This is a genomic window from Pseudomonas sp. KH_040, assembly GCF_057839305.1.
Genome location: NZ_CM174487.1, coordinates 5,003,310 through 5,027,500, shown reverse-complemented (window position 1 = coordinate 5,027,500; position 24,191 = coordinate 5,003,310). Strand labels below are relative to the sequence as shown.

Annotated in this window: 17 protein-coding genes and 2 rRNA genes (1 of these 19 only partly in view); 13 read left to right on the top strand and 6 right to left on the bottom strand. The window is 57.3% G+C overall.

All coding sequences use genetic code 11. From position 1 onward, the window contains the following. A 23S ribosomal RNA gene (locus AC3IUF_RS22370) occupies positions 1-1,740 on the top strand; it begins 1,154 nt to the left of the window's first position. A 151-nt stretch (positions 1,741-1,891) separates the two neighbouring features. Next, positions 1,892-2,007 (top strand): 5S ribosomal RNA (rrf, locus tag AC3IUF_RS22365). Between the two features lie 219 nt (positions 2,008-2,226). Here the strand turns inward: rrf and AC3IUF_RS22360 are convergent. After that, positions 2,227-3,504, bottom strand: a complete 1,278-nt coding sequence (locus AC3IUF_RS22360) for a lysozyme inhibitor LprI family protein (RefSeq protein WP_489279331.1) — start codon at positions 3,502-3,504, stop codon at positions 2,227-2,229. 282 nt (positions 3,505-3,786) lie between these two features. Between AC3IUF_RS22360 and AC3IUF_RS22355 the strand changes: the two genes are divergently transcribed. The 4 genes from AC3IUF_RS22355 (at position 3,787) to AC3IUF_RS22340 (ending at position 8,989) form a co-directional block, all read left to right on the top strand. Continuing rightward, a complete protein-coding gene (locus AC3IUF_RS22355; RefSeq protein ID WP_007917605.1) occupies positions 3,787-5,391 on the top strand; it encodes a tetratricopeptide repeat-containing response regulator in 1,605 nt (534 codons plus the stop codon). Further along, positions 5,388-6,080, top strand: a complete 693-nt coding sequence (locus tag AC3IUF_RS22350) for a sensor histidine kinase (RefSeq protein WP_489279330.1) — start codon at positions 5,388-5,390, stop codon at positions 6,078-6,080. Before AC3IUF_RS22355 ends, AC3IUF_RS22350 begins: the two co-directional genes overlap by 4 nt. 200 nt (positions 6,081-6,280) lie before the next feature. Then, positions 6,281-7,522, top strand: a complete 1,242-nt coding sequence (locus AC3IUF_RS22345) for a glutamine synthetase family protein (RefSeq protein ID WP_489281696.1) — start codon at positions 6,281-6,283, stop codon at positions 7,520-7,522. 69 nt (positions 7,523-7,591) lie between these two features. Continuing rightward, entirely contained in the window at positions 7,592-8,989 is a 1,398-nt protein-coding gene (locus tag AC3IUF_RS22340; protein WP_489279329.1) for an MFS transporter, read from the top strand. Positions 8,990-9,056: 67 nt separating this feature from the next. Here AC3IUF_RS22340 and AC3IUF_RS22335 read toward each other — a convergent pair whose 3' ends face one another. The 4 genes from AC3IUF_RS22335 to flgA form a co-directional block, all read right to left on the bottom strand. Continuing rightward, positions 9,057-9,803: a flagellar brake protein gene (locus AC3IUF_RS22335; protein ID WP_007917600.1), complete on the bottom strand. Its 747-nt coding sequence runs from the start codon at positions 9,801-9,803 to the stop codon at positions 9,057-9,059. Between the two features lie 88 nt (positions 9,804-9,891). Next, the gene (locus AC3IUF_RS22330; protein ID WP_007917598.1) at positions 9,892-10,359 is read right to left on the bottom strand and encodes a flagella synthesis protein FlgN; all 468 of its coding nucleotides are present in this window, start codon (positions 10,357-10,359) and stop codon (positions 9,892-9,894) included. A 48-nt stretch (positions 10,360-10,407) separates the two neighbouring features. After that, a complete protein-coding gene (gene flgM, locus AC3IUF_RS22325; protein ID WP_123376398.1) occupies positions 10,408-10,734 on the bottom strand; it encodes a flagellar biosynthesis anti-sigma factor FlgM in 327 nt (108 codons plus the stop codon). A 148-nt stretch (positions 10,735-10,882) separates the two neighbouring features. Then, positions 10,883-11,644 carry a flagellar basal body P-ring formation chaperone FlgA gene (gene flgA, locus AC3IUF_RS22320; RefSeq protein WP_489281694.1) on the bottom strand — a complete coding sequence of 254 codons (762 nt, stop codon included), beginning with the start codon at positions 11,642-11,644 and terminating at the stop codon, positions 10,883-10,885. 82 nt (positions 11,645-11,726) lie between these two features. On the opposite strand from flgA, the gene AC3IUF_RS22315 reads away from it, so the two are divergent. From AC3IUF_RS22315 to AC3IUF_RS22285, 7 genes are all read left to right on the top strand, one after another. Then, entirely contained in the window at positions 11,727-12,659 is a 933-nt protein-coding gene (locus tag AC3IUF_RS22315) for a chemotaxis protein CheV (RefSeq protein ID WP_007917585.1), read from the top strand. A 46-nt stretch (positions 12,660-12,705) separates the two neighbouring features. After that, the gene (cheR, locus tag AC3IUF_RS22310; protein ID WP_016983976.1) at positions 12,706-13,533 is read left to right on the top strand and encodes a protein-glutamate O-methyltransferase CheR; all 828 of its coding nucleotides are present in this window, start codon (positions 12,706-12,708) and stop codon (positions 13,531-13,533) included. A gap of 337 nt (positions 13,534-13,870) precedes the next feature. Beyond that, entirely contained in the window at positions 13,871-14,278 is a 408-nt protein-coding gene (gene flgB / locus AC3IUF_RS22305; RefSeq protein WP_007917581.1) for a flagellar basal body rod protein FlgB, read from the top strand. A gap of 3 nt (positions 14,279-14,281) precedes the next feature. Continuing rightward, a complete protein-coding gene (gene flgC / locus AC3IUF_RS22300) occupies positions 14,282-14,725 on the top strand; it encodes a flagellar basal body rod protein FlgC (protein ID WP_003227217.1) in 444 nt (147 codons plus the stop codon). A 15-nt stretch (positions 14,726-14,740) separates the two neighbouring features. Next, complete coding sequence (gene flgD, locus AC3IUF_RS22295; RefSeq protein WP_007917578.1) at positions 14,741-15,466, top strand: flagellar hook assembly protein FlgD; 726 nt, start codon at positions 14,741-14,743, stop codon at positions 15,464-15,466. A 30-nt stretch (positions 15,467-15,496) separates the two neighbouring features. Beyond that, positions 15,497-16,837: a flagellar hook protein FlgE gene (flgE, locus tag AC3IUF_RS22290; protein WP_123376396.1), complete on the top strand. Its 1,341-nt coding sequence runs from the start codon at positions 15,497-15,499 to the stop codon at positions 16,835-16,837. Between the two features lie 263 nt (positions 16,838-17,100). Next, positions 17,101-20,985, top strand: coding sequence for a beta strand repeat-containing protein (locus tag AC3IUF_RS22285; protein WP_489279325.1), 3,885 nt, complete (start codon positions 17,101-17,103; stop codon positions 20,983-20,985). Positions 20,986-21,157: 172 nt separating this feature from the next. Here AC3IUF_RS22285 and AC3IUF_RS22280 read toward each other — a convergent pair whose 3' ends face one another. Further along, a complete protein-coding gene (locus tag AC3IUF_RS22280) occupies positions 21,158-24,052 on the bottom strand; it encodes a ribonucleoside-diphosphate reductase subunit alpha (RefSeq protein WP_150651061.1) in 2,895 nt (964 codons plus the stop codon). Positions 24,053-24,191 lie beyond the last annotated feature (139 nt).

Below are 24,191 nucleotides of genomic sequence, written 5' to 3'. Positions count from 1 at the left end.
GGTATCACCTTCGGGTGATGCGGTAGAGGAGCGTTCTGTAAGCCTGTGAAGGTGAGTTGAGAAGCTTGCTGGAGGTATCAGAAGTGCGAATGCTGACATGAGTAACGACAATGGGTGTGAAAAACACCCACGCCGAAAGACCAAGGTTTCCTGCGCAACGTTAATCGACGCAGGGTTAGTCGGTCCCTAAGGCGAGGCTGAAAAGCGTAGTCGATGGAAAACAGGTTAATATTCCTGTACTTCTGGTTATTGCGATGGAGGGACGGAGAAGGCTAGGCCAGCTTGGCGTTGGTTGTCCAAGTTTAAGGTGGTAGGCTGAGATCTTAGGTAAATCCGGGATCTTAAGGCCGAGAGCTGATGACGAGTGTTCTTTTAGAACACGAAGTGGTTGATGCCATGCTTCCAAGAAAAGCTTCTAAGCTTCAGGTAACCAGGAACCGTACCCCAAACCGACACAGGTGGTTGGGTAGAGAATACCAAGGCGCTTGAGAGAACTCGGGTGAAGGAACTAGGCAAAATGGCACCGTAACTTCGGGAGAAGGTGCGCCGGTGAGGGTGAAGGACTTGCTCCGTAAGCTCATGCCGGTCGAAGATACCAGGCCGCTGCGACTGTTTATTAAAAACACAGCACTCTGCAAACACGAAAGTGGACGTATAGGGTGTGACGCCTGCCCGGTGCCGGAAGGTTAATTGATGGGGTTAGCTAACGCGAAGCTCTTGATCGAAGCCCCGGTAAACGGCGGCCGTAACTATAACGGTCCTAAGGTAGCGAAATTCCTTGTCGGGTAAGTTCCGACCTGCACGAATGGCGTAACGATGGCGGCGCTGTCTCCACCCGAGACTCAGTGAAATTGAAATCGCTGTGAAGATGCAGTGTATCCGCGGCTAGACGGAAAGACCCCGTGAACCTTTACTATAGCTTTGCACTGGACTTTGAATTTGCTTGTGTAGGATAGGTGGGAGGCTTTGAAGCGTGGACGCCAGTTCGCGTGGAGCCATCCTTGAAATACCACCCTGGCAACTTTGAGGTTCTAACTCAGGTCCGTTATCCGGATCGAGGACAGTGTATGGTGGGTAGTTTGACTGGGGCGGTCTCCTCCTAAAGAGTAACGGAGGAGTACGAAGGTGCGCTCAGACCGGTCGGAAATCGGTCGTAGAGTATAAAGGCAAAAGCGCGCTTGACTGCGAGACAGACACGTCGAGCAGGTACGAAAGTAGGTCTTAGTGATCCGGTGGTTCTGTATGGAAGGGCCATCGCTCAACGGATAAAAGGTACTCCGGGGATAACAGGCTGATACCGCCCAAGAGTTCATATCGACGGCGGTGTTTGGCACCTCGATGTCGGCTCATCACATCCTGGGGCTGAAGCCGGTCCCAAGGGTATGGCTGTTCGCCATTTAAAGTGGTACGCGAGCTGGGTTTAGAACGTCGTGAGACAGTTCGGTCCCTATCTGCCGTGGACGTTTGAGATTTGAGAGGGGCTGCTCCTAGTACGAGAGGACCGGAGTGGACGAACCTCTGGTGTTCCGGTTGTCACGCCAGTGGCATTGCCGGGTAGCTATGTTCGGGAAAGATAACCGCTGAAAGCATCTAAGCGGGAAACTTGCCTCAAGATGAGATCTCACTGGAACCTTGAGTTCCCTGAAGGGCCGTCGAAGACTACGACGTTGATAGGTTGGGTGTGTAAGCGCTGTGAGGCGTTGAGCTAACCAATACTAATTGCCCGTGAGGCTTGACCATATAACACCCAAGCAATTTGCGTCGAAGAGACCAGATTGCGGTGTGTGAAGACGAAACGAACCGAAAGTTCGAAAGACTCACAAAACACCAGCTGTCACATACCCAATTTGCTGAAGCGAGGCCACAAGGCCACGACTCAGTACCCGAATTTCTTGACGACCATAGAGCGTTGGAACCACCTGATCCCATCCCGAACTCAGCAGTGAAACGATGCATCGCCGATGGTAGTGTGGGGTTTCCCCATGTGAGAGTAGGTCATCGTCAAGATTAAATTCCGAAACCCCAATTGCGAAAGCAGTTGGGGTTTTGTTTTGCCTGTAGAAAAGTTTATCCGGGATAAAAGTTCGGGCAGACTATGAAGTTAAAATTCAAAGCCCCGTCGCAATGGAAATTGCGACGGGGCTTTTTGCATTACCGTCAGCGGACGAATTGCCACGGCGAGCCGCGACTACATCATTGATTGTGAACATTAGACGGGGTGCGCGGTTAACCTTCGTTCAGCTCAATTTTACCCATTGAGGTACTGACTTCGGTTATGTGTCGGCGACCGTAGACTTCGTATGTGCGGCTGCCGTCATCGCTTTCCGGTTTACGCAATGCCAGTTGCGCGAACAAACCATTCTTTTCGCTGTAACTGCCGAACCAGTCGATCAAAGCACCGATGTAACAATCATTGCCAATGAAGACCGGCAGGTCGGCGACTTTTTCAATGCTGTAATGCGCCGGGCCAAAGCTGTAGTAATCGTTTTCACCGGCGCCGGTAGCCGGAATAGGGCAGAGCGGTTCTTTTGAAGGGATAGCGGCGGTTTCATTTACTTTCGCCACTGCCAGATTGAGCGCTCGGTGCAGATCGGGTTCGAGTTCAAACGTGCTGTTGCCGTCATCTTTGTGTTGAAGAACGGGCACTTCGAGGTCGTAGCGATAACGGATCGTCATCGTAGGCACCTGGACGTTGATTTTCAGCGGGTTGAGCAAGTAGATCCGATCAGCGCCGTACTCGCTGTTTCGATAAGCCGCGTAAGTTTTGCCACGCAGGCTTATCCAGTCCACTGACTGATTGGCTCCGCGATCATTGGTGTAGAACAGCGAACTTTCAGGCTCAACAGAACGTTTGACGAACCGTTCTCCGTCGCGACGCCAGGTTTCCACATAGGTGAACAGACCGGTGCCCCCGGCGTAGGTATTCACAATTAGATCACGCTGCCCGTCGCCATTCAGATCCTGCAAGGTGTAAGAGGTCAGGCCGGTTTCGGCAGCGTCAGTGATCCGCGAAGCGGTCAACGCTCGCCATTCATTGGCAGTAACGCCTTTGGGCTGCGCTGTCGGAAAGTACGTTATCGAAGAGTCATCTTCATTGGCATCGCCGTGAAAACCGACGGCAGTCGTTTTGACGGCGAGCGCGGCGAGTGCCCGGTCCAGCGCAAATTCGGGATCATCTTTACTGGCGGCTTGAATGCGTTTTTGCAGATCGTCCAGCGCCTGTTCATCGAGGTCATCCGGTTGATAGGCAACCGCTGCCTGCCACTGCGCGCGTAACGCTTGCAGGCGCTCTTGATAGTGCTGGCTCAGGCACGAAACGTCTTCGGCGCATTCATTGCGGGCTTTTAACCACAGCCTTTGAGTGCGCTTGAGTTCAGCTTGTGCGGGAGCAGAGGCTTTGAATAAATCCCGATAAACCACACCCATCTGCGCATCCAGTTCATACAACTGATTGTTCGCGCAAACAGTGTTTTCGACGGCATTCGCCGCTTTTGTGCAATCCATTCCAGCCGCCATTGCCTGCTGAACAAACAGCAGAGCGCAGGCGGAAGCGATGTAGCGTCCTTTGATGTACACGATCTAAGCCTTGTAGTGGGAGGGTGTCCTAGTGCGCAGGGTAAAGGCTGGGTGAGGAATCTTGAAGCATCCGCTTCAGGGAACCGCACTTCTGGCCGATAACCCATTCGGTGACTTCAAAGTCGCGCGAAATCACTTGATAGCATTTGGCCGCCAGCTATCATCTGCGCGCCTGAAATTGCCCTCACTTCAATTGCCTGGAAATCTTCGATGCTGTCGTATCACCAAAAGAGTTTTCTGATCGTCGATGATTTCTCGGATTTCCGCAGTTCCGTTCGTTCGATGTTGCGTGAGCTCGGGGTCAAGGACGTCGATACCGCCGACACCGGTGAACAGGCGCTGAAGATGTGCGCGCAGAAGTCCTACGATTTCATTCTGCAGGATTTCCACCTTGGCGACGGCAAGAAGAACGGTCAGCAGGTACTCGAAGATCTGATGCTGGAAAAGCTCATCAGCCATGAAGCAGTGTTCGTCATGGTCACCGCCGAAACCAGCCAGGCGATGGTACTCAGTGCCCTGGAGCACGAGCCGGATGCGTACCTGACCAAACCGTTCAACCGTTCCGGCCTCGCCCAGCGCCTGGAGCGTCTGGAGCAGCGCAAGACGTTGCTCAAACCGATTCTGCAGGCCCTCGACCGTGGCAAACCGGTCGAGGTGCTAAACGCTTGTATCGCCTTGTGTAAGCAGGACATCCGTTATTCGCCACTGTGCCTGCGCTACCGCGCTGATGCGCTGCGCGACCTGAACCAGAACGAAGCGCTGGAGCGCCTCTACGACAGCATCATTGCTGACCGCCCATTGCCGTGGGCATTTGCCGGATTGGGCAAGTTGCTGTTCAAGCGAGGTCAGGTCGCACAGGCTAAAGGCGTTTATGAGAAAGCGCTCAAGGTGTTCCCGATGATGCCGTCGCTGTATGACGGTATGGCCGATGTGCTGGTATCGGAGGGCGATACCAAAGGCGCGCAGCAGGTGCTCGAAGAGGCCATTCGTCTTTCGCCATTGGCGGTACGCCGGCAGGCATTGCTGGGCAAACTGGCGATGGCCAACGAAGATTTCGACACCGCCTCGCGTGCTTATCGCCAGGCGGTGTCGCAAGGTGCGCAGTCGCGCTTCAAGGACCCGGAAAGCAACCTCGGGCTGGCTCACGCGCTGATCAGCAAGGGCAGTGAGCGCGGTCTCGACACACGCACGCGGCTGGAGATCAACACCACGCTCAGTGCTGTGGCCAAGGAGAATCCGACCGACCCCGGCCTGCAGATTCGAGCGCGTCTGATGAAGGCCACCAGCCTGCTCCTCAACGATGCCGAAACCGCCGACAAACTCACCGAGCAAGCGCTGATGCGTCTCGACGGCATGGAGCAGTTCATGAGTCCGGAAGCGGCGCTGCTGGTCGCCAAGCAATTGCAGATGCTCGGTCAGGCGGAGGCGGGCACCTCGATGCTCAAAAGCTGTGCGGAGATCTACGGTGACGACCCGGCGGTAATGAAAGACATCGCCAAGCTGACCGATGACCCGACTATTCTCAGCTCCAGCAACGCCGCTGCCGATCTCAATCGTCAGGGCGTGCGAGTGTACAAGACCGGTAATCTGGTGGAGGCCCGCGAGGTCTTCCGCAAGGCGCTGAAGATGCAACCGAAGAACATCAGTATCGCCCTGAACATGGCCCAGTCGCTGCTCCACGGCACCGACACCAGTGTGCCGTCGGCGGAGCTGGAAGAATGTCGGGCCTGCCTGAAAATGGTCGGCCTGATGCCCGACACCGACGCGCGTTTTGCGCGTTATCAGAAGCTGAAAAGCAAGGCGTTTGGCGAATGAACCAAGACGAGCAGGCTCTGGATTTTTCCACGGTGATCGCCTCCACCGTCCACGACATGAAGAACTCGCTGGCCATGCTCATGCAGGCCCATAGCCAATGGCTGGCGCGGCTGCCTGAGGCGCAGCGCCAAGGCTCGGAGCAGGGTGTGATCGACTTCGAGTTCGCCCACCTCAATGGCATGCTGGTGCAGTTGCTCGGGCTGTATAAGCTCGGCGTCAACCAGCTGCCGCTGCAACCGGCGTATCACGAACTGGACGACTTCATCGAGGCACAACTGGCGGCGCATCAAGAGGTGTTTGCCAGTCGCGGCATTATCGCCACCTATGAAGTCGACCCGCTAAGCCCGTTGGGTTTCTTCGACCGCGAACTGGTTGCCTCGGTGCTGGGTAACTGCATCAACAATGCGATTCGTTATGCCCGCGAATCCCTGCTGATTACCGTCAGCGACGAGGCCGGGCAACTGGTGCTGAGCATCAACGACGACGGCGACGGTTACCCGGTCGAAATGCTTGAGCGTCAGGCCGATTATGTGCAAGGCATCAACCACAGCAGCGGCAGCACCGGCCTCGGGTTGTATTTCGCCAATCGCATCGCGGCGCTGCATCAGCGCAACGGTGTTGAAGGGCGCACCGAAATCGGCAATGGCGGACCGCTTGGTGGCGGGGTGTTTAGCCTTTATCTGCCGTGACTCAGGTTTTTGTTTGACGCTGCTTGATATTCCGAACAGCCGAAGCCTATTTTGTACGGGTCGCCGTTCGCGGCTCGCACAATAACAAGGATTGCGTCATGACAACCGATGGCCAGCGTTCACTCGCGCAGCGATTGACGGGCATTGATGAGATTGAATGTGTCACGCCGGATTTGAACGGCGTACCACGGGGTAAAGTGATGACCGCCGAGGGTTTCCTCGAAGGGCGGCGTTTGCAACTGGCGCGGGGAGTGCTGCTGCAATGCATCATGGGCGGTTACCCGGCAGCGCGTTTTTATGGCAGCGATGACGGAGACTTGGCGCTGGTCGCCGAGCCGACCCAGATCCATCGTTTGCCATGGAGCGACGACCCGCGAGCCCTGGCTATTTGCGACGCCGATGAACTGACCGGCGAAAGCTCCAATCTGTCGACCCGTGGCCAGTTGAAAAAAGTCATTGCCCGTTACGCCGAGCGCGGCCTGGCGCCGGTGGTGGCGACCGAGCTGGAATTCTTTGTCTTCGCGCCGAACACCGATCCGACCCAACCATTTCGGCCTCCTGTCGGTCTCGACGGTCGCCGCGAGGATGGCCAGTCCGCGTTCAGCATCAGCTCCAATAACGGTCTGCGGCCATTCTTCAACGAAGTCTATAAATGCATGGCCGCCCTCGGTCTGCCGCGCGATACCTTCATGCACGAGATGGGCGTCAGCCAGTTCGAGATCAATCTGCTGCACGGCGATCCGCTGTTACTCGCCGACCAGACCTTCCTGTTCAAGCACCTGCTCAAGGAAGTTGCGCTCAAGCATGGCCTGACCGTGGTCTGCATGGCCAAACCGCTGGCCCACACGCCGGGCAGTTCGATGCACATTCATCAGAGCATCGTCGAGATCGCCAGCGGCAAGAATGTCTTCAGTGATGCGCACGGTGAACCGACCGCGATGTTCCGCCACTTCATCGGCGGTCAACAGGCGGGCATGGCCGATTTCACCGCACTGTTTGCACCCAATGTGAATTCCTATCAGCGCCTTTGCCATCCCTATGCATCGCCGAACAACGCCTGCTGGTCCCACGACAATCGGGCGGCGGGGCTGCGGATTCCGGCAAGTTCGCCGGTCGCTCGTCGGGTCGAAAACCGCTTGCCGGGCGCCGATGCCAATCCGTACCTGGCGATCGCCGCCAGTCTGGCCGCCGGGCTGCATGGGATCGAGCACGAGCTGGAACCGAGCGAAGCCATTCAGGGCGAGTTCGAGGTGCCGGATAATCTCTCGCTGCCGTGTACTTTGCATGCCGCACTCGAACGTCTGAAACGTAGCCCATTGGCGAGGGAACTGTTCGGACAGGAGTTCATCGAAGGCTACATCGCTTCGAAGACCATGGAGTTGACCAGCTTCTTTGATGAAATCACTCCCTGGGAACGGCGTGTTCTAGCAGCCCAGGCCTGACGTACTGTCGCCACCGGGCTATCGTTTTGATAGTCCGGTCTTTATTGCAAGGAGCCGCTCGGAACGCCGATGCGCCAAATCTGGAAATCCTTTCGAGCGTTGTATTTCGCCTCGCTGATGATGTTGATCGGCTCGGGCCTTCTATCCACTTATCTGGCCTTGCGTCTGGCCGCTGACAATGTCGATGGACTGTGGGTCGGTGCGCTGATGGCGGCCAACTATTTCGGTCTGGTGCTGGGTGGCAAGATCGGTCACCGACTGATTGCCCGGGTCGGGCATATCCGCGCTTATTCTGCGTGTGCCGGGATTGTCGGGGCGGCGGTGCTGGGCCATGGGCTGGTCGATTGGCTGCCGGCGTGGCTGGTGCTGCGGACCATCGTCGGTCTGGGCATGATGTGCCAGTACATGGTGATCGAGAGCTGGCTCAACGAGCAGGCGGATGCCAATCAGCGAGGTCTGGTGTTCAGCGGTTACATGATCGCTTCGTACCTGGGCCTGGTGCTCGGTCAACTGATTCTGGTCATGCATCCGGGCTTGGGCCTGGAACTGCTGATGCTGGTCGCGCTGTGCTTTGCGCTGTGTCTGGTACCGGTGACGTTGACTCGGCGGATTCACCCGGCGCCCCTGCATCCGGCACCGATGGAACCGCGCTTCTTTATCAAGCGCGTGCCGCAGTCGCTGAGTACGGTGCTCGGTGCCGGTTTGATCATCGGTTCGTTCTATGGTCTGGCGCCGCTGTATGCCTCGCAACAAGGGCTGTCGACCGAGCAGGTCGGTCTGTTCATGGGTAGCTGCATCTTTGCCGGTTTGTTGGTGCAGTGGCCGTTGGGCTGGTTGTCCGACCGTTATGACCGGGCGCTGCTGATTCGCTGCTTTGCCGGGTTCCTGGCGGTGGCGGCGCTGCCGTTGGCGGTACTGCCGCAGGTGCCGCTGGAGGTGCTGTTCGGGGTTGGCTTCCTGTGCTCACTGGTGCAGTTCTGCCTGTATCCGCTGGCGGTGGCGTTCTCCAATGACCATGTGGAAGGTGATCGGCGGGTGTCGCTGACGGCGATGCTGTTGGTGACTTACGGTGTTGGTGCGAGCATCGGACCGTTGCTGGCGGGCGTGCTGATGAAACTGTTCGGCAGTCAGAGCCTTTATGCGTTCTTCAGCTTCTTCGCGCTGGTGCTGGTGTGGCGGATCCGGCCGAAAGCCGTGACCAATCTGCATCAGGTCGACGACGCGCCACTGCATCACGTGGCCATGCCCGACAGTATGTCCAGCTCGCCACTGGTGGCGGCCCTCGACCCTCGAGTAGACGAGCAGGTGGTGCAGGAGCAGATGGTGCAGGACCCTTTGCAGGCGCCGACAACGCCTGAGCCAGAGCCAGAGCCTGAACCCGATGCGCAGCCAGAGCTTGCAGCAGAAGCGGAGCCTGATAGTGGCAGTGACAAGCCTGCTCCGGATCTCAGTGGCGGCAGACCTTGAACTGAACAAAACGCATGGCGCATAAAAAAGGGCAGCCCTGGGCTGCCCTTTTTATTGGCCGGACGAATCAGAGATCGTCTTTGTCGAAACGGCGTGCCTCACGTTGCAGCTGATACACAAAACGCTCAACGTTGCGCGCGGCCTGACCACTGATGTTGTGGAAACGCAGGCCGGCGAAGGTGATGTTGAGTTTTTCTTCGAAGTGCAGATAACGCAGTTCAACGGAGGTCGGCTGGTTGCCGAACAGCGGCGGGGCGATCAGGCGGTCATAGACCTGGCCCAGTTGCAGGCGATCAGTGATATCGCCTTCGAAACGCAGCTTGCAGCCGGTCGCGGAGATATCCAGCAGTTTGCCGTTGATCGGCGCCTTGAGCTTTTCACCGCCCAGTTCAACGCTGACCAGATCAGTCAGTTTCAGTGCGGCGCGGAAAGCATTGCGGCGCTGGTGGTAAACCACTTCGGTCGGTAGCTCGCCGGTGTAGAAGCGATCACCGTCGGATTCCTCGATATTCAGCGTGCCGGTGCATTCCCAGGCAATGCGCACACCGTCATGAAAGCCTTCGACCTTGAACGGCTCGCCGGCCAGCAGGAAGCGTTCGCCGTCACGTGGGATCATCTCGTCCAGCGCGATCGAAGCGCTGTCGCGGTCGACTTTGATCAGATAGCTCTGGAAGCGCTGGCTGCGCTCATGAAAGGTAATGATCAGCGGATCGTGGCTTTCTTGCAGCTGGCGCAGGTTGCTGGAGATTTCCAGTGGCGTGGTGAGCACCTTAGGGGGCTGCGGAGCATCATCCGCGCTGAGGGCGTTGGACACGGTTAATCAATCTCCAGACAAAATATGACGACTAGCCAGCATTTTGCCAGCATGTTCCGCGGGTTGATAGAGCTGGCGCATCAACGGCTCATGCCTGGCTGAGCGGACGCGGTATGGCGGGTTTGGCAAAGGTGCCACTGGCGTTATAAAGCGCTGGCGCTTCACCGCCGGTGAGGATCTTCAGCTGATTGGCCGTGGCGGCCTGCTGGATCTGAATGGACTGGCCATTCTTGACGTTGGCGGCCTGGCATTGAGCGATCAGATCGGTCAATGCATCGCCTTGCGTCAACAGCTGCTCGCCAATGCTCGACTGGCTGGCCAGTTGCACAAGGCCTGTACGATCAGTCGGCAGGTTGAGGCTGGCGAGGATTTCGCTGCGTTTGCGGCCATGCTGTTCAAGCAGAATGATCAATGCCTGTTTGTGCGCCAGAATTTCTTCCAGCAGGGGCATGTCGCGACCGTGCAACGCGAGAGATTCGGTTTGCAGCAACTCCAGCAATTGTTGAGCTGGAGCAAAGTCGTCGTTGATCAGTTGCAATAAATTAGTGTCGTGCATGGCTGGCCTTGGGTGTTAAGCGTCCAAAAGCCTCGCGCCGGCAAAGGCCTAGCGCTGGGCTTCGAAGTTGAGCAGTTTGCTGGCTACACGGTTGCTGTCGACTTTATAGCTGCCATCGGCAATCGCGGCTTTCAACTCGGCCACACGGGCTTTGTCGACAGCAGGTTGATCGCGCAGCTTGTCAGTGACCTTCTGCAACTGTTGAGCCTCATTACTGAGGTGTACCGATTCCCCGCTTTTTGCGGTACTGGCCGTTTCGGCCTGGGTATTCAGCGGCGCGGAGGTGCCGGTTTCGGCGGTTTCCTTGGCGTTGCTGGTACGTGTACTGCCCGTAAGTGACGAGGAGCTGTTCAAACGGCTGAAATCGATGACCATGATAAAAACCTCTGGGAATTTGGACGCTTGCCATGTTTTCGGCCATCCCCTGGAAAACTTTAGGCACATTTACAATGAGCCTTGCATGCGCCGGCGCGTGTCCTGCTGCGGCACAGTTTAGGGAACAGCCGGGGCTAGCGCCAGTTTTCTACATCGCCACTTCCACTTGGCCCGGCGCGGTGACTTGCGCCTTGATGACCCGTTGCGAGTTGAGGTTTTTCACCCGGATCTGTTCTTTCAAACCGCCATTGGCCAGCGCTTCACCGGGCATGCGCACGGCGAGCGTGCCGCTGCGCGCAGTGATGACCACTTGATCGCCCTTGCGAATGACTTCGGCCTGTTCCAGATGAACCAGGGTAATGACCTGATCGGCTACCGTTGGTCGGGTCAATTTCTGCCCGATCGCTTCGTCTACCGAGGTCAGAAAGCCTTGGTTGATCGTGCTCACGTCGCGCTCTCGCAGGGTCACGTCCTGTGGCTCGATAATCCCTGCGCGTTTCAGCGGTCGGGTAGTTGTCACAATCTCGCGAAACAGGCGGACTTGAGCGGGCACGAACACGGTCCAGGGCGAGGTGCCCTCACAGCGGACCTTCACGGTAACCCGGCCCAAAGGACGTGCCGGGCTCTCCAGAGTCGCTGTCAATTCCTTGTCGCACATAGGCATGCGCATACGCGGGTCGAGCTGGTTTACTTCGATTTCATAGCGGCCTTCCGTTTGACTGGTAGCCAGATAGTCTTCTACGGTGAATTCAAGAAAGCCCTGAGTGACGCCGATAAGCATGTCAGGCAAGGTAACCGCATCAGCAATGGCAGGGCTGCCAGCGAAAAAGCAGCAAATGGCGCACGCGGCACCAAGCCCTTTGCGAAGGGGTGATGTCAGGCGTCGGAAAAATGTCGTTTGAGCGTTCATACGAGTTAAAAAGCAAGCGCCGTGCCGTTTAGCAATGAATGTGCGTCGCAACAACACTTGGCGTTGGTGTAGGAGTCTGGGCATGGCTGGTGTAATGGATTCGGTGAACCAGCGCACGCAACTGGTAGGGCAGAATCGCCTGGAGCTGTTGTTGTTCCGTCTCGACGGTCAGCAGCTCTATGGAATCAACGTGTTCAAGGTGCGGGAAGTGTTGCAGTGCCCGTCGCTGACGTTGATGCCCAAGTCCAGTCCTGTCGTGTGCGGGGTGGCAAATATCCGGGGGGCGACCATTCCGATCCTTGATCTGGCAATGGCTACCGGTTCCGGAGCGTTGAAAGACAAGAACAACCCGTTCGTGATCATCACGGAGTACAACACCAAGACCCAGGGTTTCCTGGTCCGCTCGGTGGAGCGCATCGTTAACATGAACTGGGAAGAGATTCATCCACCACCCAAGGGCACGGGTCGCGATCATTACCTGACCGCTGTGACTCGGGTGGACAATCAGTTAGTCGAAATCATCGACGTCGAGAAAGTGCTGGCGGAAGTTGCGCCGACACCGGAAGCGATTTCGGTGGGCGTGGTCGATGTCGAGACCCAGACCAAGGCACTGTCGTTGCGTGTCTTGACGGTCGATGACTCGTCGGTGGCGCGCAAGCAGGTCACGCGTTGTCTGCAGACCATCGGTGTCGAAGTGGTGGCGCTGAACGACGGCAAACAGGCGCTGGATTACCTGCGCAAGCTGGTCGATGAGGGCAAGAAGCCGGAAGAAGAGTTCCTGATGATGATTTCCGACATCGAGATGCCGGAGATGGACGGGTACACCCTGACGGCGGAAATCCGCGGCGACGCACGCATGCAAAAGCTTCATATCATCCTGCATACTTCGTTGTCCGGGGTATTCAATCAGGCGATGGTCAAGAAAGTCGGTGCCGATGACTTCCTGGCCAAGTTCCGCCCTGATGACCTGGCATCCCGGGTAGTCGACCGGATCAAAGCAGCAGATATCAGCTAGGGGCGTTTTGTCCCTGGCGGTCAACACGATTTAAGAGGCGGCATCATTGTCTACGGGTAATTTGGATTTCGAACAGTTCCGGGTCTTCCTGGAAAAAGCCTGTGGCATTCTGCTCGGTGAAAACAAGCAGTACCTGGTCTCGAGCCGTCTCAACAAACTGATGGAGCAGCAAGGCATCAAATCCCTGGGTGAGCTGGTTCAGCGCATCCAGACCCAGCCGCGCAGCGGTTTGCGCGAGCAAGTGGTCGATGCCATGACGACCAACGAAACTCTGTGGTTTCGTGACACCTATCCGTTTGAAGTCTTGAAGAACAAGGTGCTGCCTGAAGCGATCAAGGCCAGCCCCAACCAGCGTCTGCGGATCTGGTCGGCAGCCTGCTCGTCGGGCCAGGAACCATACTCGCTGTCGATGTCCATCGACGAGTTCGAGCGGACCAACCTCGGTCAGTTGAAGATGGGTGTGCAGATCGTTGCCACTGATTTGTCCGGCCTTATGCTGACCAACTGCAAGACTGGCGAGTACGACAGCCTGGCGATCGGTCGCGGTTTGTCGCCGGAACGTCTGCAGCGTTACTTCGACCCGAAAGGGCCGGGGCGCTGGGTAATCAAGGCGCCGATCAAGAACCGCGTGGAGTTCCGCTCGTTCAACCTGCTCGACAGCTATGCCGCGCTGGGCAAGTTCGACATCGTGTTCTGCCGCAACGTGTTGATCTACTTCTCTGCCGAAGTGAAGAAAGACATTTTGTTGCGCATTCACAGCACGTTGAAGCCGGGCGGTTATCTGTTCCTTGGCGCTTCCGAAGCGCTGAACGGTTTGCCGGACCATTACCAGATGGTGCAGTGCAGCCCGGGGATCATTTACCAGGCGAAGTGAAGCATGCGGAAAAAAGGGAGCCCTCAAGGGCTCCTTTTTTTTGCCGCATGCTTCACGTAGGAGCTGCCGAAGGCTGCGATCTTTTGATTTTGTTTTTTAAGAACAAGATCAAAAGATCGTCCGATCGCGGCCCGAGCCTTCGGCAGCTCCTACAGGGGGAGGTGTTAACAGGAAGAAGCGGCAGAAAAGCGGCATCCGGCGGAAACCGGTTGCCGCTTTTCTGGCATTGCCGCTTTGCCGACTCCCGGCAAAGCCCCGGTTTATTTGGGTTTTGTGGTTTGGCACGGCGCTTGCTAAAGCTCAGTTACGAAAAACCGGTCACCTGAAGGTTCCCGACATGAGCATCAGCTTCGATAAAGCGCTCGGCATTCACGAAAAGGCATTGGGCTTCCGCGCCCAGCGTGCCGAAGTGCTGGCCAACAACATCGCCAACGCCGATACCCCGAACTACAAGGCGCGGGATCTGGACTTCTCCAAAGTGCTTGAAGCACAGACCCAGAAAAATGCGAACGGCACCATCGCCCTGAACATGACCAACAGCCGTCACATCGAAGCTGAAGGCCTGGGCAACGGCGACGAATCGCTGATGTATCGCACGCCGATGCAACCGTCGATCGACCAGAACACCGTGGACGCCCAACTGGAACAGTCGAACTACGCGGAAAACGCCGTCGGCTTCCAGGCCAGCTTCACCCTGCTCAACAGCAAATTCAAAGGGCTGGTGTCAGCCCTGCGCGGAGAGTAATCCATGTCCCTGTCCAGCGTTTTCAACATTGCCGGCAGCGGCATGAGCGCACAGACCACGCGTCTGAACACCGTGGCCTCGAACATCGCCAACGCCGAAACCGTCTCCTCGAGCATCGATCAGACCTATCGCGCCCGTCACCCGGTGTTCGCCACCATGTTCCAGGGCGGCCAGAACAGCGGCAGCAACTCGCTGTTCCAGAGCCAGGACGCGGCCGGTCAAGGCGTACAGGTGCTCGGCGTGGTCGAAGACCAGAGCAACCTCGAAGCGCGCTACGAGCCGAATCATCCGGCAGCCGACGCCAAAGGCTACGTCTACTACCCGAACGTCAACGTGGTGGAAGAAATGGCTGACATGATTTCCGCGAGCCGGTCCTTCCAGACCAACGCCGAAATGATGAACACCGCCAAAACCATGATGCAGAAAGTACTGACCCTCGGTCAGTAATAAGGGGCGACGGCCATGAGTGTTTCCGATACCACCAGCAGTTTGAGCATGAATGACATCCTGGCGAACTCGTCGAAAAAGACCAGTTCGACCACCGGTGGCATTGCTTCGGCCACTAACAGCGCCACCGGCGGCCAGGCCCTGGGCAAGGACGCGTTCCTGCAATTGCTGGTCACCCAGCTGAAAAACCAGAACCCGCTTGATCCGCAGGACAACAGCGCCTTTGTTGCGCAGTTGGCGCAGTTCAGCAGCCTGGAAGGCATCACCACGCTGAACAGCACGGTCAGTTCGCTGGCCGGCAACTACAACTCCTCGCAAGCGTTGCAGGCTTCGTCGCTGGTGGGTCGCAATGTGATCGTGCAGACCAACTCGGTTCAGCTCGACGATCCGAGCAAAGGCATGACCGGTTCGGTCACCGTTCCGTCGTCGATTGCCGGCGGCACCGTGAGCATCACCGACAGCAGCGGCGCGGTGGTTCGCACCATCGATCTGGGCAGTCGCGCCGCAGGCGCCGCGAGCTTCACCTGGGACGGCAAGGACAAGGACGGCAATCTGGTCAAGACCGGTACCTATACCGTCAAGGCCAACGCATCGATCAATGGTACCTCGACCGATATGGCGACCTACCTGCCGGCCACCGTCACCAGCGTGACGATCAGCCAGACCGGCGGCGAGCTGATGCTCAACCTGTCCGGCAAGGGCACCGTTGCCCTGTCCAAAGTACAAACCATTGGTATATAGAGCCGACTAACCGGCACAAAGGAGTGGAATATGTCTTTCAATATCGGCCTTAGCGGTCTCTATGCAGCCAACAAACAACTGGACGTGACCGGCAACAACATCGCCAACGTCGCGACCGCCGGTTTCAAATCGTCCCGTGCAGAATTCGAAGACGTCTACTCGGCGACTCGCCTGGGCAGCGGCAGCAAAGTGATCGGTAACGGCGTGCGCCTGGCCAACGTTTCCCAGCAGTTTACCCAAGGTGACATCAACAACACCGGTAACGTGCTGGACATGGGCATCAACGGTTCGGGCTTCTTCACCATGAGCAACAACGGCTCGGTGTCCTACACCCGTGCCGGTACGTTCAAGGTCGACAACGCCGGTTACATCACCAACACCGACTACACCTCGCGCCTGCAGGGTTACGGTGTGGACGCCAACGGCAAGATCATCAACGGTGTATTGACCGACCTGAAGATTGATACCTCGAACCTGGCGCCGAAATCGACTTCGTTGGTGACGTCGAGCATCAACTTGAACTCGACTGCGTCGGTGATCGTTGATACCGGCACCAACGCCGTCAAGTTCGACCCAAGCAAGCTTGAGACGTACACGAAGAGCTTTAGCACTCCGATCTATGACACGCAGGGCAACTCGCATGTTATGGACCAGTACGTGGTTAAAACTGGCGAGAACACCTGGAAGGTGTACACCCTGGTCGATGGCCGTAACCCGGATGCAGCCGGTAGCGATCCAACCAAGGTCGATCCGGTTGCTTCGACGCTGACTTTCGACAGCTCTGGCAATTTGACTCAGGTCAGCACGCCGAGCACTCTGCCGCCACCGAACCCGAACCCGATCATCAGCAGCGACTTGAAACTGACCGGCTGGAAGCCGGGCACAGTGGTCAACGGTACCTTCACGCCTAACGGTGCGTCTGCCAACCCGGCCGGTATTACCATTTCGATGGCCAAGACCACTCAGTACAACGCTGACACCGCGCGTTCGATCCCGACTCAGGACGGTTATGCCACTGGCCAGATCACCAACCTGACCATCGACGGCACTGGTACCTTGTTTGCCAACTTCAGCAACAACCAGAGCAAGGCCATCGGCCAGGTTGCGCTGGCCAGCTTCACCAACGAACAAGGCCTGCAGGCTATCGGTGGCACCAGCTGGAAAGAGACGTTCGCCTCGGGTATCCCGGGCTACGACGCACCGGAAACCGGTACCTTGGGTTCGGTTGTTTCCAACTCGCTGGAAGAGTCGAACGTTAACCTGACCAACGAGCTGGTAGACCTGATCAAGGGCCAGAGCAACTATCAGGCGAACGCCAAGACCATCTCCACTCAGAGCACCATCATGCAGACCATCATTCAGATGACTTGATGTGATCTGATAGCTGCATTGAAAACCGACGCCTTGAGCGTCGGTTTTTTTATGCGTGTCACTAAATTTACATTCACCAATTAACCGTTTGTCTGAATTTATGGTGTGGAAGTTGCAGTCCTGCCTGGCAAAGGACCTTGGCGTCAAAACTTCGCACGACCTGCTTCATTGGGCCATGACACTGGATGGCGATATGGAAGTCAGGAAGCTTCTACCTGGTTTTTCAACCGTAGTTTCCAACACAAAAACACAAGGACGATGTAATGGCGATAATCAACGGGACCTCTGGTGCCGATAATCTGCTCGGTACTGCGGGCGATGATCAGATACGCGGTTTGGCGGGCAATGATGTCTTGAATGGTGGGGCAGGTAATGATCAGTTGATCGGCGGCGATGGCGCCGACCAACTGATTGGCGGCGCAGGTTTCGATATCGTCAGCTATGAAGACGTACCCAACAGCGTGGCGGTGTCCCTGAACCTGAAAACCGGTGTGCATACCGGGTATGCAGCGGGCGATACCTTTGTCGGGATTGAGAGTTTCCGTGGTTCAAATTATGACGATACGTTCTATGCCAGCGCTGCTGCCGACAACCTTGATGGTTACAACGGTAACGACCGGCTGAGCTATGCGCAGTCGGAACAAGGCGTCAACATCACCATGACCGCCGCGCGTGTGGGCACCGGTCTGGGCGGCGACGCGCAAGGTGACACGTTCTCGGATTTCGAAACCATTATTGGCTCGAACTACAACGACGTATTCACCGCCTCGCTGGGTACCACGACCTTCTACGGCGGTGCCGGCAACGACGTGTACATCATCAACGGCTCGGCCAGCCAGAACGTGGTGGAAATGGCCGGCGGCGGTGATGACGAAGTGCGCACCACACTGAACACCATCACCTTGGCCAGTGAAGTCGAGCGTCTGACTTTCACCGGTACCGGCAACTTCAATGCTCGTGGCAATGCCTCTGACAACGTTATTACCGGCGGTGCCGGCAATGACATCCTGATGGGAGGCGCAGGCGCCGACCAACTGATTGGCGGCGCAGGTTTCGATATCGTCAGCTATGAAGACGTACCCAACAGCGTGGCGGTGTCCCTGAACCTGAAAACCGGTGTGCATACCGGGTATGCAGCGGGCGATACCTTTGTCGGGATCGAGAGTTTCCGTGGTTCAAATTATGACGATACGTTCTATGCCAGCGCTGCTGCCGACAACCTTGATGGTTACAACGGTAACGACCGGCTGAGCTATGCGCAGTCGGAACAAGGCGTCAACATCACCATGACCGCCGCGCGTGTGGGCACCGGTCTGGGCGGCGACGCGCAAGGTGACACGTTCTCGGATTTCGAAACCATTATTGGCTCGAACTACAACGACGTATTCACCGCCTCGCTGGGTACCACGACCTTCTACGGCGGTACCGGCAACGACGTGTACATCATCAACGGCTCGGCCAGCCAGAATGTGGTGGAAATGGCCGGCGGCGGTGATGACGAAGTGCGCACCACACTGAACACCATCACCTTGGCCAGTGAAGTCGAGCGTCTGACTTTCACCGGTACCGGCAACTTCAATGCTCGTGGCAATGCCTCTGACAACGTTATTACCGGCGGTGCCGGCAATGACATCCTGATGGGAGGCGCAGGCGCCGACCAACTGATTGGCGGCGCAGGTTTCGATATCGTCAGCTATGAAGACGTACCCAACAGCGTGGCGGTGTCCCTGAACCTGAAAACCGGTGTGCATACCGGGTATGCAGCGGGCGATACCTTTGTCGGGATCGAGAGTTTCCGTGGTTCAAATTATGACGATACGTTCTATGCCAGCGCTGCTGCCGACAACCTTGATGGTTACAACGGTAACGACCGGCTGAGCTATGCGCAGTCGGAACAAGGCGTCAACATCACCATGACCGCCGCGCGTGTGGGCACCGGTCTGGGCGGCGACGCGCAAGGTGACACGTTCTCGGATTTCGAAACCATTATTGGCTCGAACTACAACGACGTATTCACCGCCTCGCTGGGTACCACGACCTTCTACGGCGGTGCCGGCAACGACGTGTACATCATCAACGGCTCGGCCAGCCAGAATGTGGTGGAAATGGCCGGCGGCGGTGATGACGAAGTGCGCACCACACTGAACACCATCACCTTGGCCAGTGAAGTCGAGCGTCTGACTTTCACCGGTACCGGCAACTTCAATGCTCGTGGCAATGCCTCTGACAACGTTATTACCGGCGGTGCCGGCAATGACATCCTGATGGGAGGCGCAGGTGCCGACCAACTGATTGGCGGCGCAGGTTTCGATATCGTCAGCTATGAAGACGTACCCAACAGCGTGGCGGTGTCCCTGAACCTGAAAACCGGTGTGCATACCGGGTATGCAGCGGGCGATACCTTTGTCGGGATCGAGAGTTTCCGTGGTTCAAATTATGACGATACGTTCTATGCCAGCGCTGCTGCCGACAACCTTGATGGTTACAACGGTAACGACCGGCTGAGCTATGCGCAGTCGGAACAAGGCGTCAACATCACCATGACCGCCGCGCGTGTGGGCACCGGTCTGGGTGGCGATGCGCAAGGTGACACGTTCTCGGATTTCGAAACCATTATTGGCTCGAACTACAACGACGTATTCACCGCCTCGCTGGGTACCACGACCTTCTACGGCGGTGCCGGCAACGACGTGTACATCATCAACGGCTCGGCCAGCCAGAATGTGGTGGAAATGGCCGGCGGCGGTGATGACGAAGTGCGCACCACATTGAACACCATCACCTTGGCCAGTGAAGTCGAGCGTCTGACTTTCACCGGTACCGGCAACTTCATTGCTCGTGGCAATGCCTCGGACAACATCATCACGGGTGGGGCTGGCAATGACACGTTGTTCGGTGGCGCAGGAGCAGACCAACTCATCGGTGGAGAGGGTTTTGATACGGTCAGTTATGGCGATGCCGACAAGGGCGTGACCCTCAATACCAAAACCGGGATACACACCGGAATTGCCGCCGGCGATGTTTACAGCAGTATCGAAGCGATCTTGGGTTCTGACTTCAGTGATGCGTTTGTCGGGGATGCGGGCATCAACCGATTCGACGGTGGTTTCGGTATGGATATGGTGAGCTTTGCCGACGAAGCTGGCGGTGTCACCCTGGATCTGGGCGCACCTGTTTTGACTGGCGCGGCCGCCGGCGATATCTATACGTCGATCGAAGTATTCCAGGGTACGACACAGGCCGACAGCTTTACGGGCAGTGGCGCTGCGGCGGAGAATTTTGTCGGTGGCGCTGGCGCCGATCTGCTGACGGGTGTTGGTCGAGGTGATGGCGCCTGGTACTTGACCAGCACTGGCAGCGTTCAGATCAATTTGCTGGAGGGCACTGCCGCAGGCGGCGACGCTCAAGGTGACGTGCTGATTAACATCGATAACCTGATGGGATCGGCATTCAATGACATGCTGACTGGCAACGCCTACTCGAACAAGCTTGAGGGCGGGGCGGGTAACGACCTCATCTATGGTGGTGAGGGGGATGACTTTATCTATGGCGGCACCGCCACTGATACCGGTGCATTCGGACCACTGACTATTAGCGGCGTCCAGGCCGATACGCTTTACGGTGGTAACGGCAATGACACCATGCGCAGTGCCGATGACGATGCCGGCAGCATTCTTTATGGTGAATCTGGCAACGACAACATCACCGTGTCGGCAGGAATTGCCTATGGTGGTGACGGTAACGATACCTTGACGGGTACCGGTTACGGCTATGAACTCCAGGGTGGTGCAGGTGTTGATACGTTGAACTTGCGCGGATCGGGTGATGCCTTGGGCGGAGAGAGCGGTGACGCCTATATTGTGTTCTCGAAAACCATGGTAGGCATCCAGGACACAGGCACATCCGGGATCGACACTGTCACCCTCAAGAACATTCAGAGTGTCAGTGATGTGCGGATTGTCCAGAACGACCTTGGCGCCTACATCTTCAATGCTGCCGATCTGCAAAGCGGCAACCTGGATTCCGGTGTGTTCCTGAAGGACTGGTACAAGGGCGGGAATACCATCGAAACGTTCTACACCAACAACGGTCAATCCTTCACCATTCCTGTCGTAGGGCAGGCAATGACCGAGTCATTCGCGGTCTGACAAAAGCCGTTGTACGAATAAAAACGGCGAAGCCTGTACTCAGGTTTCGCCGTTTTTTTTGCTTCAATATTTACTCCAGACAAAAGAAAACCCCCGACACACCAGAAGTCTGTCGGGGGTTTCTTTTGCCCGGAGAGTATCAGGCGTCTCGCAACGCCTGATTCAGCTCAGCTTATTGGCAAGCTTCGCAATCCGGCTCGTCGATCGCGCAAGCCTTTGGCACTGGAGCAGGACCGGCAGGTGCTGCCAGAACCGAATCGTCGCCGTGGTTGCCGCCGCTGGAAACAGCGTTCAGCTTGCCGGTGTTGATGGTCGACTTCTCGGTGCTGGTCGCGGCCAGGGCACGGAGGTAGTAAGTGGTTTTCAGACCACGGTACCAGGCCATGCGGTAGGTCACGTCGAGCTTCTTGCCCGATGCGCCGGCGATGTACAGGTTCAGCGACTGGGCCTGGTCGATCCACTTCTGACGACGGCTGGCGGCGTCAACGATCCACTTGGTGTCCACTTCGAACGCGGTCGCGTAGAGCTCTTTGAGTTCTTGCGGGATGCGCTCGATCTGCTGAACCGAACCGTCGTAGTACTTCAGGTCGTTGATCATGACCGAGTCCCACAGACCGCGAGCCTTGAGGTCGCGAACCAGGTACGGGTTGATCACGGTGAATTCGCCCGACAGGTTCGATTTCACATACAGGTTCTGGTAGGTCGGTTCGATCGACTGCGATACGCCAGTGATGTTGGCGATGGTCGCGGTCGGTGCGATGGCCATGATGTTGGAGTTACGAATACCTTTCTGTACACGGGCGCGAACCGGTGCCCAGTCGAGGGTTTCGTTCAGGTCGACATCGATGTACTTCTGGCCACGGGCTTCGATCAGGATCTGTTGCGAATCCAGCGGCAGGATGCCTTTGGACCACAGCGAACCCTGGAACGTCTCGTATGCGCCGCGCTCGTCAGCCAGGTCGCAGGAAGCCTGGATCGCGTAGTAGCTGACCGCTTCCATCGACTTGTCGGCGAACTCGACGGCAGCGTCGGAACCGTAAGGAATGTGCTGCAGGTACAAAGCGTCCTGGAAGCCCATGATGCCCAGACCGACCGGACGGTGCTTGAAGTTGGAGTTCTTCGCTTGTGGCACCGAGTAGTAGTTGATGTCGATAACGTTATCGAGCATGCGCACGGCGGTGTTCACGGTGCGTTCCAGCTTGGCGGTGTCCAGCTTGCCGTTGACGATGTGGTTCGGCAGGTTGATCGAGCCCAGGTTGCAAACGGCGATCTCGTCCTTGTTGGTGTTCAAGGTGATCTCGGTGCACAGGTTCGAGCTGTGAACCACGCCGACGTGCTGCTGCGGGCTACGCAGGTTGCACGGGTCTTTGAAAGTCAGCCATGGGTGGCCGGTTTCAAACAGCATGGAGAGCATTTTGCGCCACAGGTCTTTGGCCTGGATGGTCTTGAACAGTTTGACCTTGCCTGGGTATTCGGTCAGCGCTTCGTAGTACTCGTAGCGCTCTTCGAAGGCTTTACCGGTCAGGTCGTGCAGGTCCGGCACTTCGGATGGCGAGAACAGGGTCCACTTGCCGTCATCGAAGACACGCTTCATGAACAGGTCAGGGATCCAGTTGGCGGTATTCATGTCGTGGGTACGACGACGATCATCACCGGTGTTCTTGCGCAGTTCGATGAACTCTTCGATGTCCATGTGCCAGGTTTCCAGGTAGGCACACACAGCGCCTTTGCGCTTGCCACCCTGGTTAACAGCCACAGCGGTGTCGTTCACCACTTTCAGGAACGGAACCACGCCTTGCGACTTGCCGTTGGTGCCCTTGATGTACGAACCCAGTGCACGCACCGGCGTCCAGTCGTTGCCCAGGCCGCCAGCAAATTTCGACAACATGGCGTTGTCGTGGATCGCGTGGTAGATGCCCGACAGGTCATCCGGCACGGTGGTCAGGTAGCAGCTCGACAGCTGTGGACGCAGCGTACCGGCGTTGAACAGGGTCGGGGTCGACGACATGTAGTCGAAGGACGACAGCAGGTTGTAGAACTCGATCGCACGGTCTTCTTTCTGCTTCTCTTCGATCGCCAGGCCCATGGCCACGCGCATGAAGAAGATCTGCGGCAGTTCGAAACGCACGCCATCCTTGTGGATGAAATAACGGTCGTACAGGGTTTGCAGGCCCAGGTAGGTGAATTGCTGATCACGCTCGTGGTTGATCGCCTTGCCCAGTTTTTCCAGGTCGAAGGTGGCCAGCACAGGGTTCAGCAGTTCGAACTCGATACCTTTGGCGATGTAGGCCGGCAGTGCCTTGGCGTACAGGTCGACCATTTCGTGGTGAGTGGCGCTTTCGGCCACACCGAGGAAGCCCAGGCCTTCGGCACGCAGGGTGTCCATCAGCAGGCGGGCGGTGACGAACGAGTAGTTCGGCTCACGCTCGACCAGGGTACGGGCGGTCATCACCAGCGCGGTGTTGACGTCGGTCAGGGCCACGCCGTCGTAGAGGTTTTTCAGGGTTTCGCGCTGGATCAGGTCGCCGTCGACTTCTTCCAGACCTTCGCAGGCTTCGGTGACGATGGTGTTCAGACGACCCATGTCCAGCGGCGCCAGGCTACCGTCGGCACGGGTGATGCGGATCGACGGGTGAGCGTTGACCGCTTCTTCGGCCGGTGCGTGGGCAGCGCGCTCTTTCGAACGACCGTCACGGTAGATCACGTAGTCGCGAGCGACTTTCTGCTCGCCGGCACGCATCAGGGCCAGTTCGACCTGGTCCTGGATTTCTTCGATGTGGATGGTGCCGCCCGATGGCATGCGACGCTTGAAGGTTGCAGTGACCTGTTCGGTCAGGCGCGCAACAGTGTCGTGGATTCGCGACGAAGCGGCAGCGGTGCCGCCTTCAACTGCGAGGAACGCTTTGGTGATAGCGACGGTGATCTTGTCATCGGTGTAAGGAACGACAGTGCCATTGCGCTTGATCACGCGCAGTTGACCAGGCGCGGTGGCTGCCAGATCCGAATTCGAATCGGCGGCCTGCGGCAAGGTGCCCTGCGGGTTCTCGCGAGTTGTGTCGGTTTGCATGGGTGTCTCCACGTTCTCTATGTTTGTTTGGGCACCATCACGGTGCCCACCGTTCCGTCCTGAAGCACTACAACCGGCACGCGCCGGGCATAACGACTTCGGGACAGTTCAGGAAGAGGGCCTTGTGAGCGCCGCTTCC

Excerpts from the sequence above, each read along its gene's own strand:
- flgA (WP_489281694.1), bottom strand. The coding sequence starts at position 11,644 with ATGAACGCTCAAACGACATTTTTCCGACGCCTGACATCACCCCTTCGC.
- flgD (WP_007917578.1), top strand. The coding sequence starts at position 14,741 with ATGAGTGTTTCCGATACCACCAGCAGTTTGAGCATGAATGACATCCTG.
- AC3IUF_RS22355 (WP_007917605.1), top strand. The coding sequence starts at position 3,787 with ATGCTGTCGTATCACCAAAAGAGTTTTCTGATCGTCGATGATTTCTCG.
- AC3IUF_RS22340 (WP_489279329.1), top strand. The coding sequence starts at position 7,592 with ATGCGCCAAATCTGGAAATCCTTTCGAGCGTTGTATTTCGCCTCGCTG.
- flgB (WP_007917581.1), top strand. The coding sequence starts at position 13,871 with ATGAGCATCAGCTTCGATAAAGCGCTCGGCATTCACGAAAAGGCATTG.
- flgE (WP_123376396.1), top strand. The coding sequence starts at position 15,497 with ATGTCTTTCAATATCGGCCTTAGCGGTCTCTATGCAGCCAACAAACAA.
- AC3IUF_RS22315 (WP_007917585.1), top strand. The coding sequence starts at position 11,727 with ATGGCTGGTGTAATGGATTCGGTGAACCAGCGCACGCAACTGGTAGGG.
- AC3IUF_RS22350 (WP_489279330.1), top strand. The coding sequence starts at position 5,388 with ATGAACCAAGACGAGCAGGCTCTGGATTTTTCCACGGTGATCGCCTCC.
- AC3IUF_RS22280 (WP_150651061.1), bottom strand. The coding sequence starts at position 24,052 with ATGCAAACCGACACAACTCGCGAGAACCCGCAGGGCACCTTGCCGCAG.
- AC3IUF_RS22330 (WP_007917598.1), bottom strand. The coding sequence starts at position 10,359 with ATGCACGACACTAATTTATTGCAACTGATCAACGACGACTTTGCTCCA.
- flgM (WP_123376398.1), bottom strand. The coding sequence starts at position 10,734 with ATGGTCATCGATTTCAGCCGTTTGAACAGCTCCTCGTCACTTACGGGC.
- flgC (WP_003227217.1), top strand. The coding sequence starts at position 14,282 with ATGTCCCTGTCCAGCGTTTTCAACATTGCCGGCAGCGGCATGAGCGCA.
- AC3IUF_RS22360 (WP_489279331.1), bottom strand. The coding sequence starts at position 3,504 with ATGGATTGCACAAAAGCGGCGAATGCCGTCGAAAACACTGTTTGCGCG.
- AC3IUF_RS22345 (WP_489281696.1), top strand. The coding sequence starts at position 6,281 with ATGACCGCCGAGGGTTTCCTCGAAGGGCGGCGTTTGCAACTGGCGCGG.
- AC3IUF_RS22285 (WP_489279325.1), top strand. The coding sequence starts at position 17,101 with ATGGCGATAATCAACGGGACCTCTGGTGCCGATAATCTGCTCGGTACT.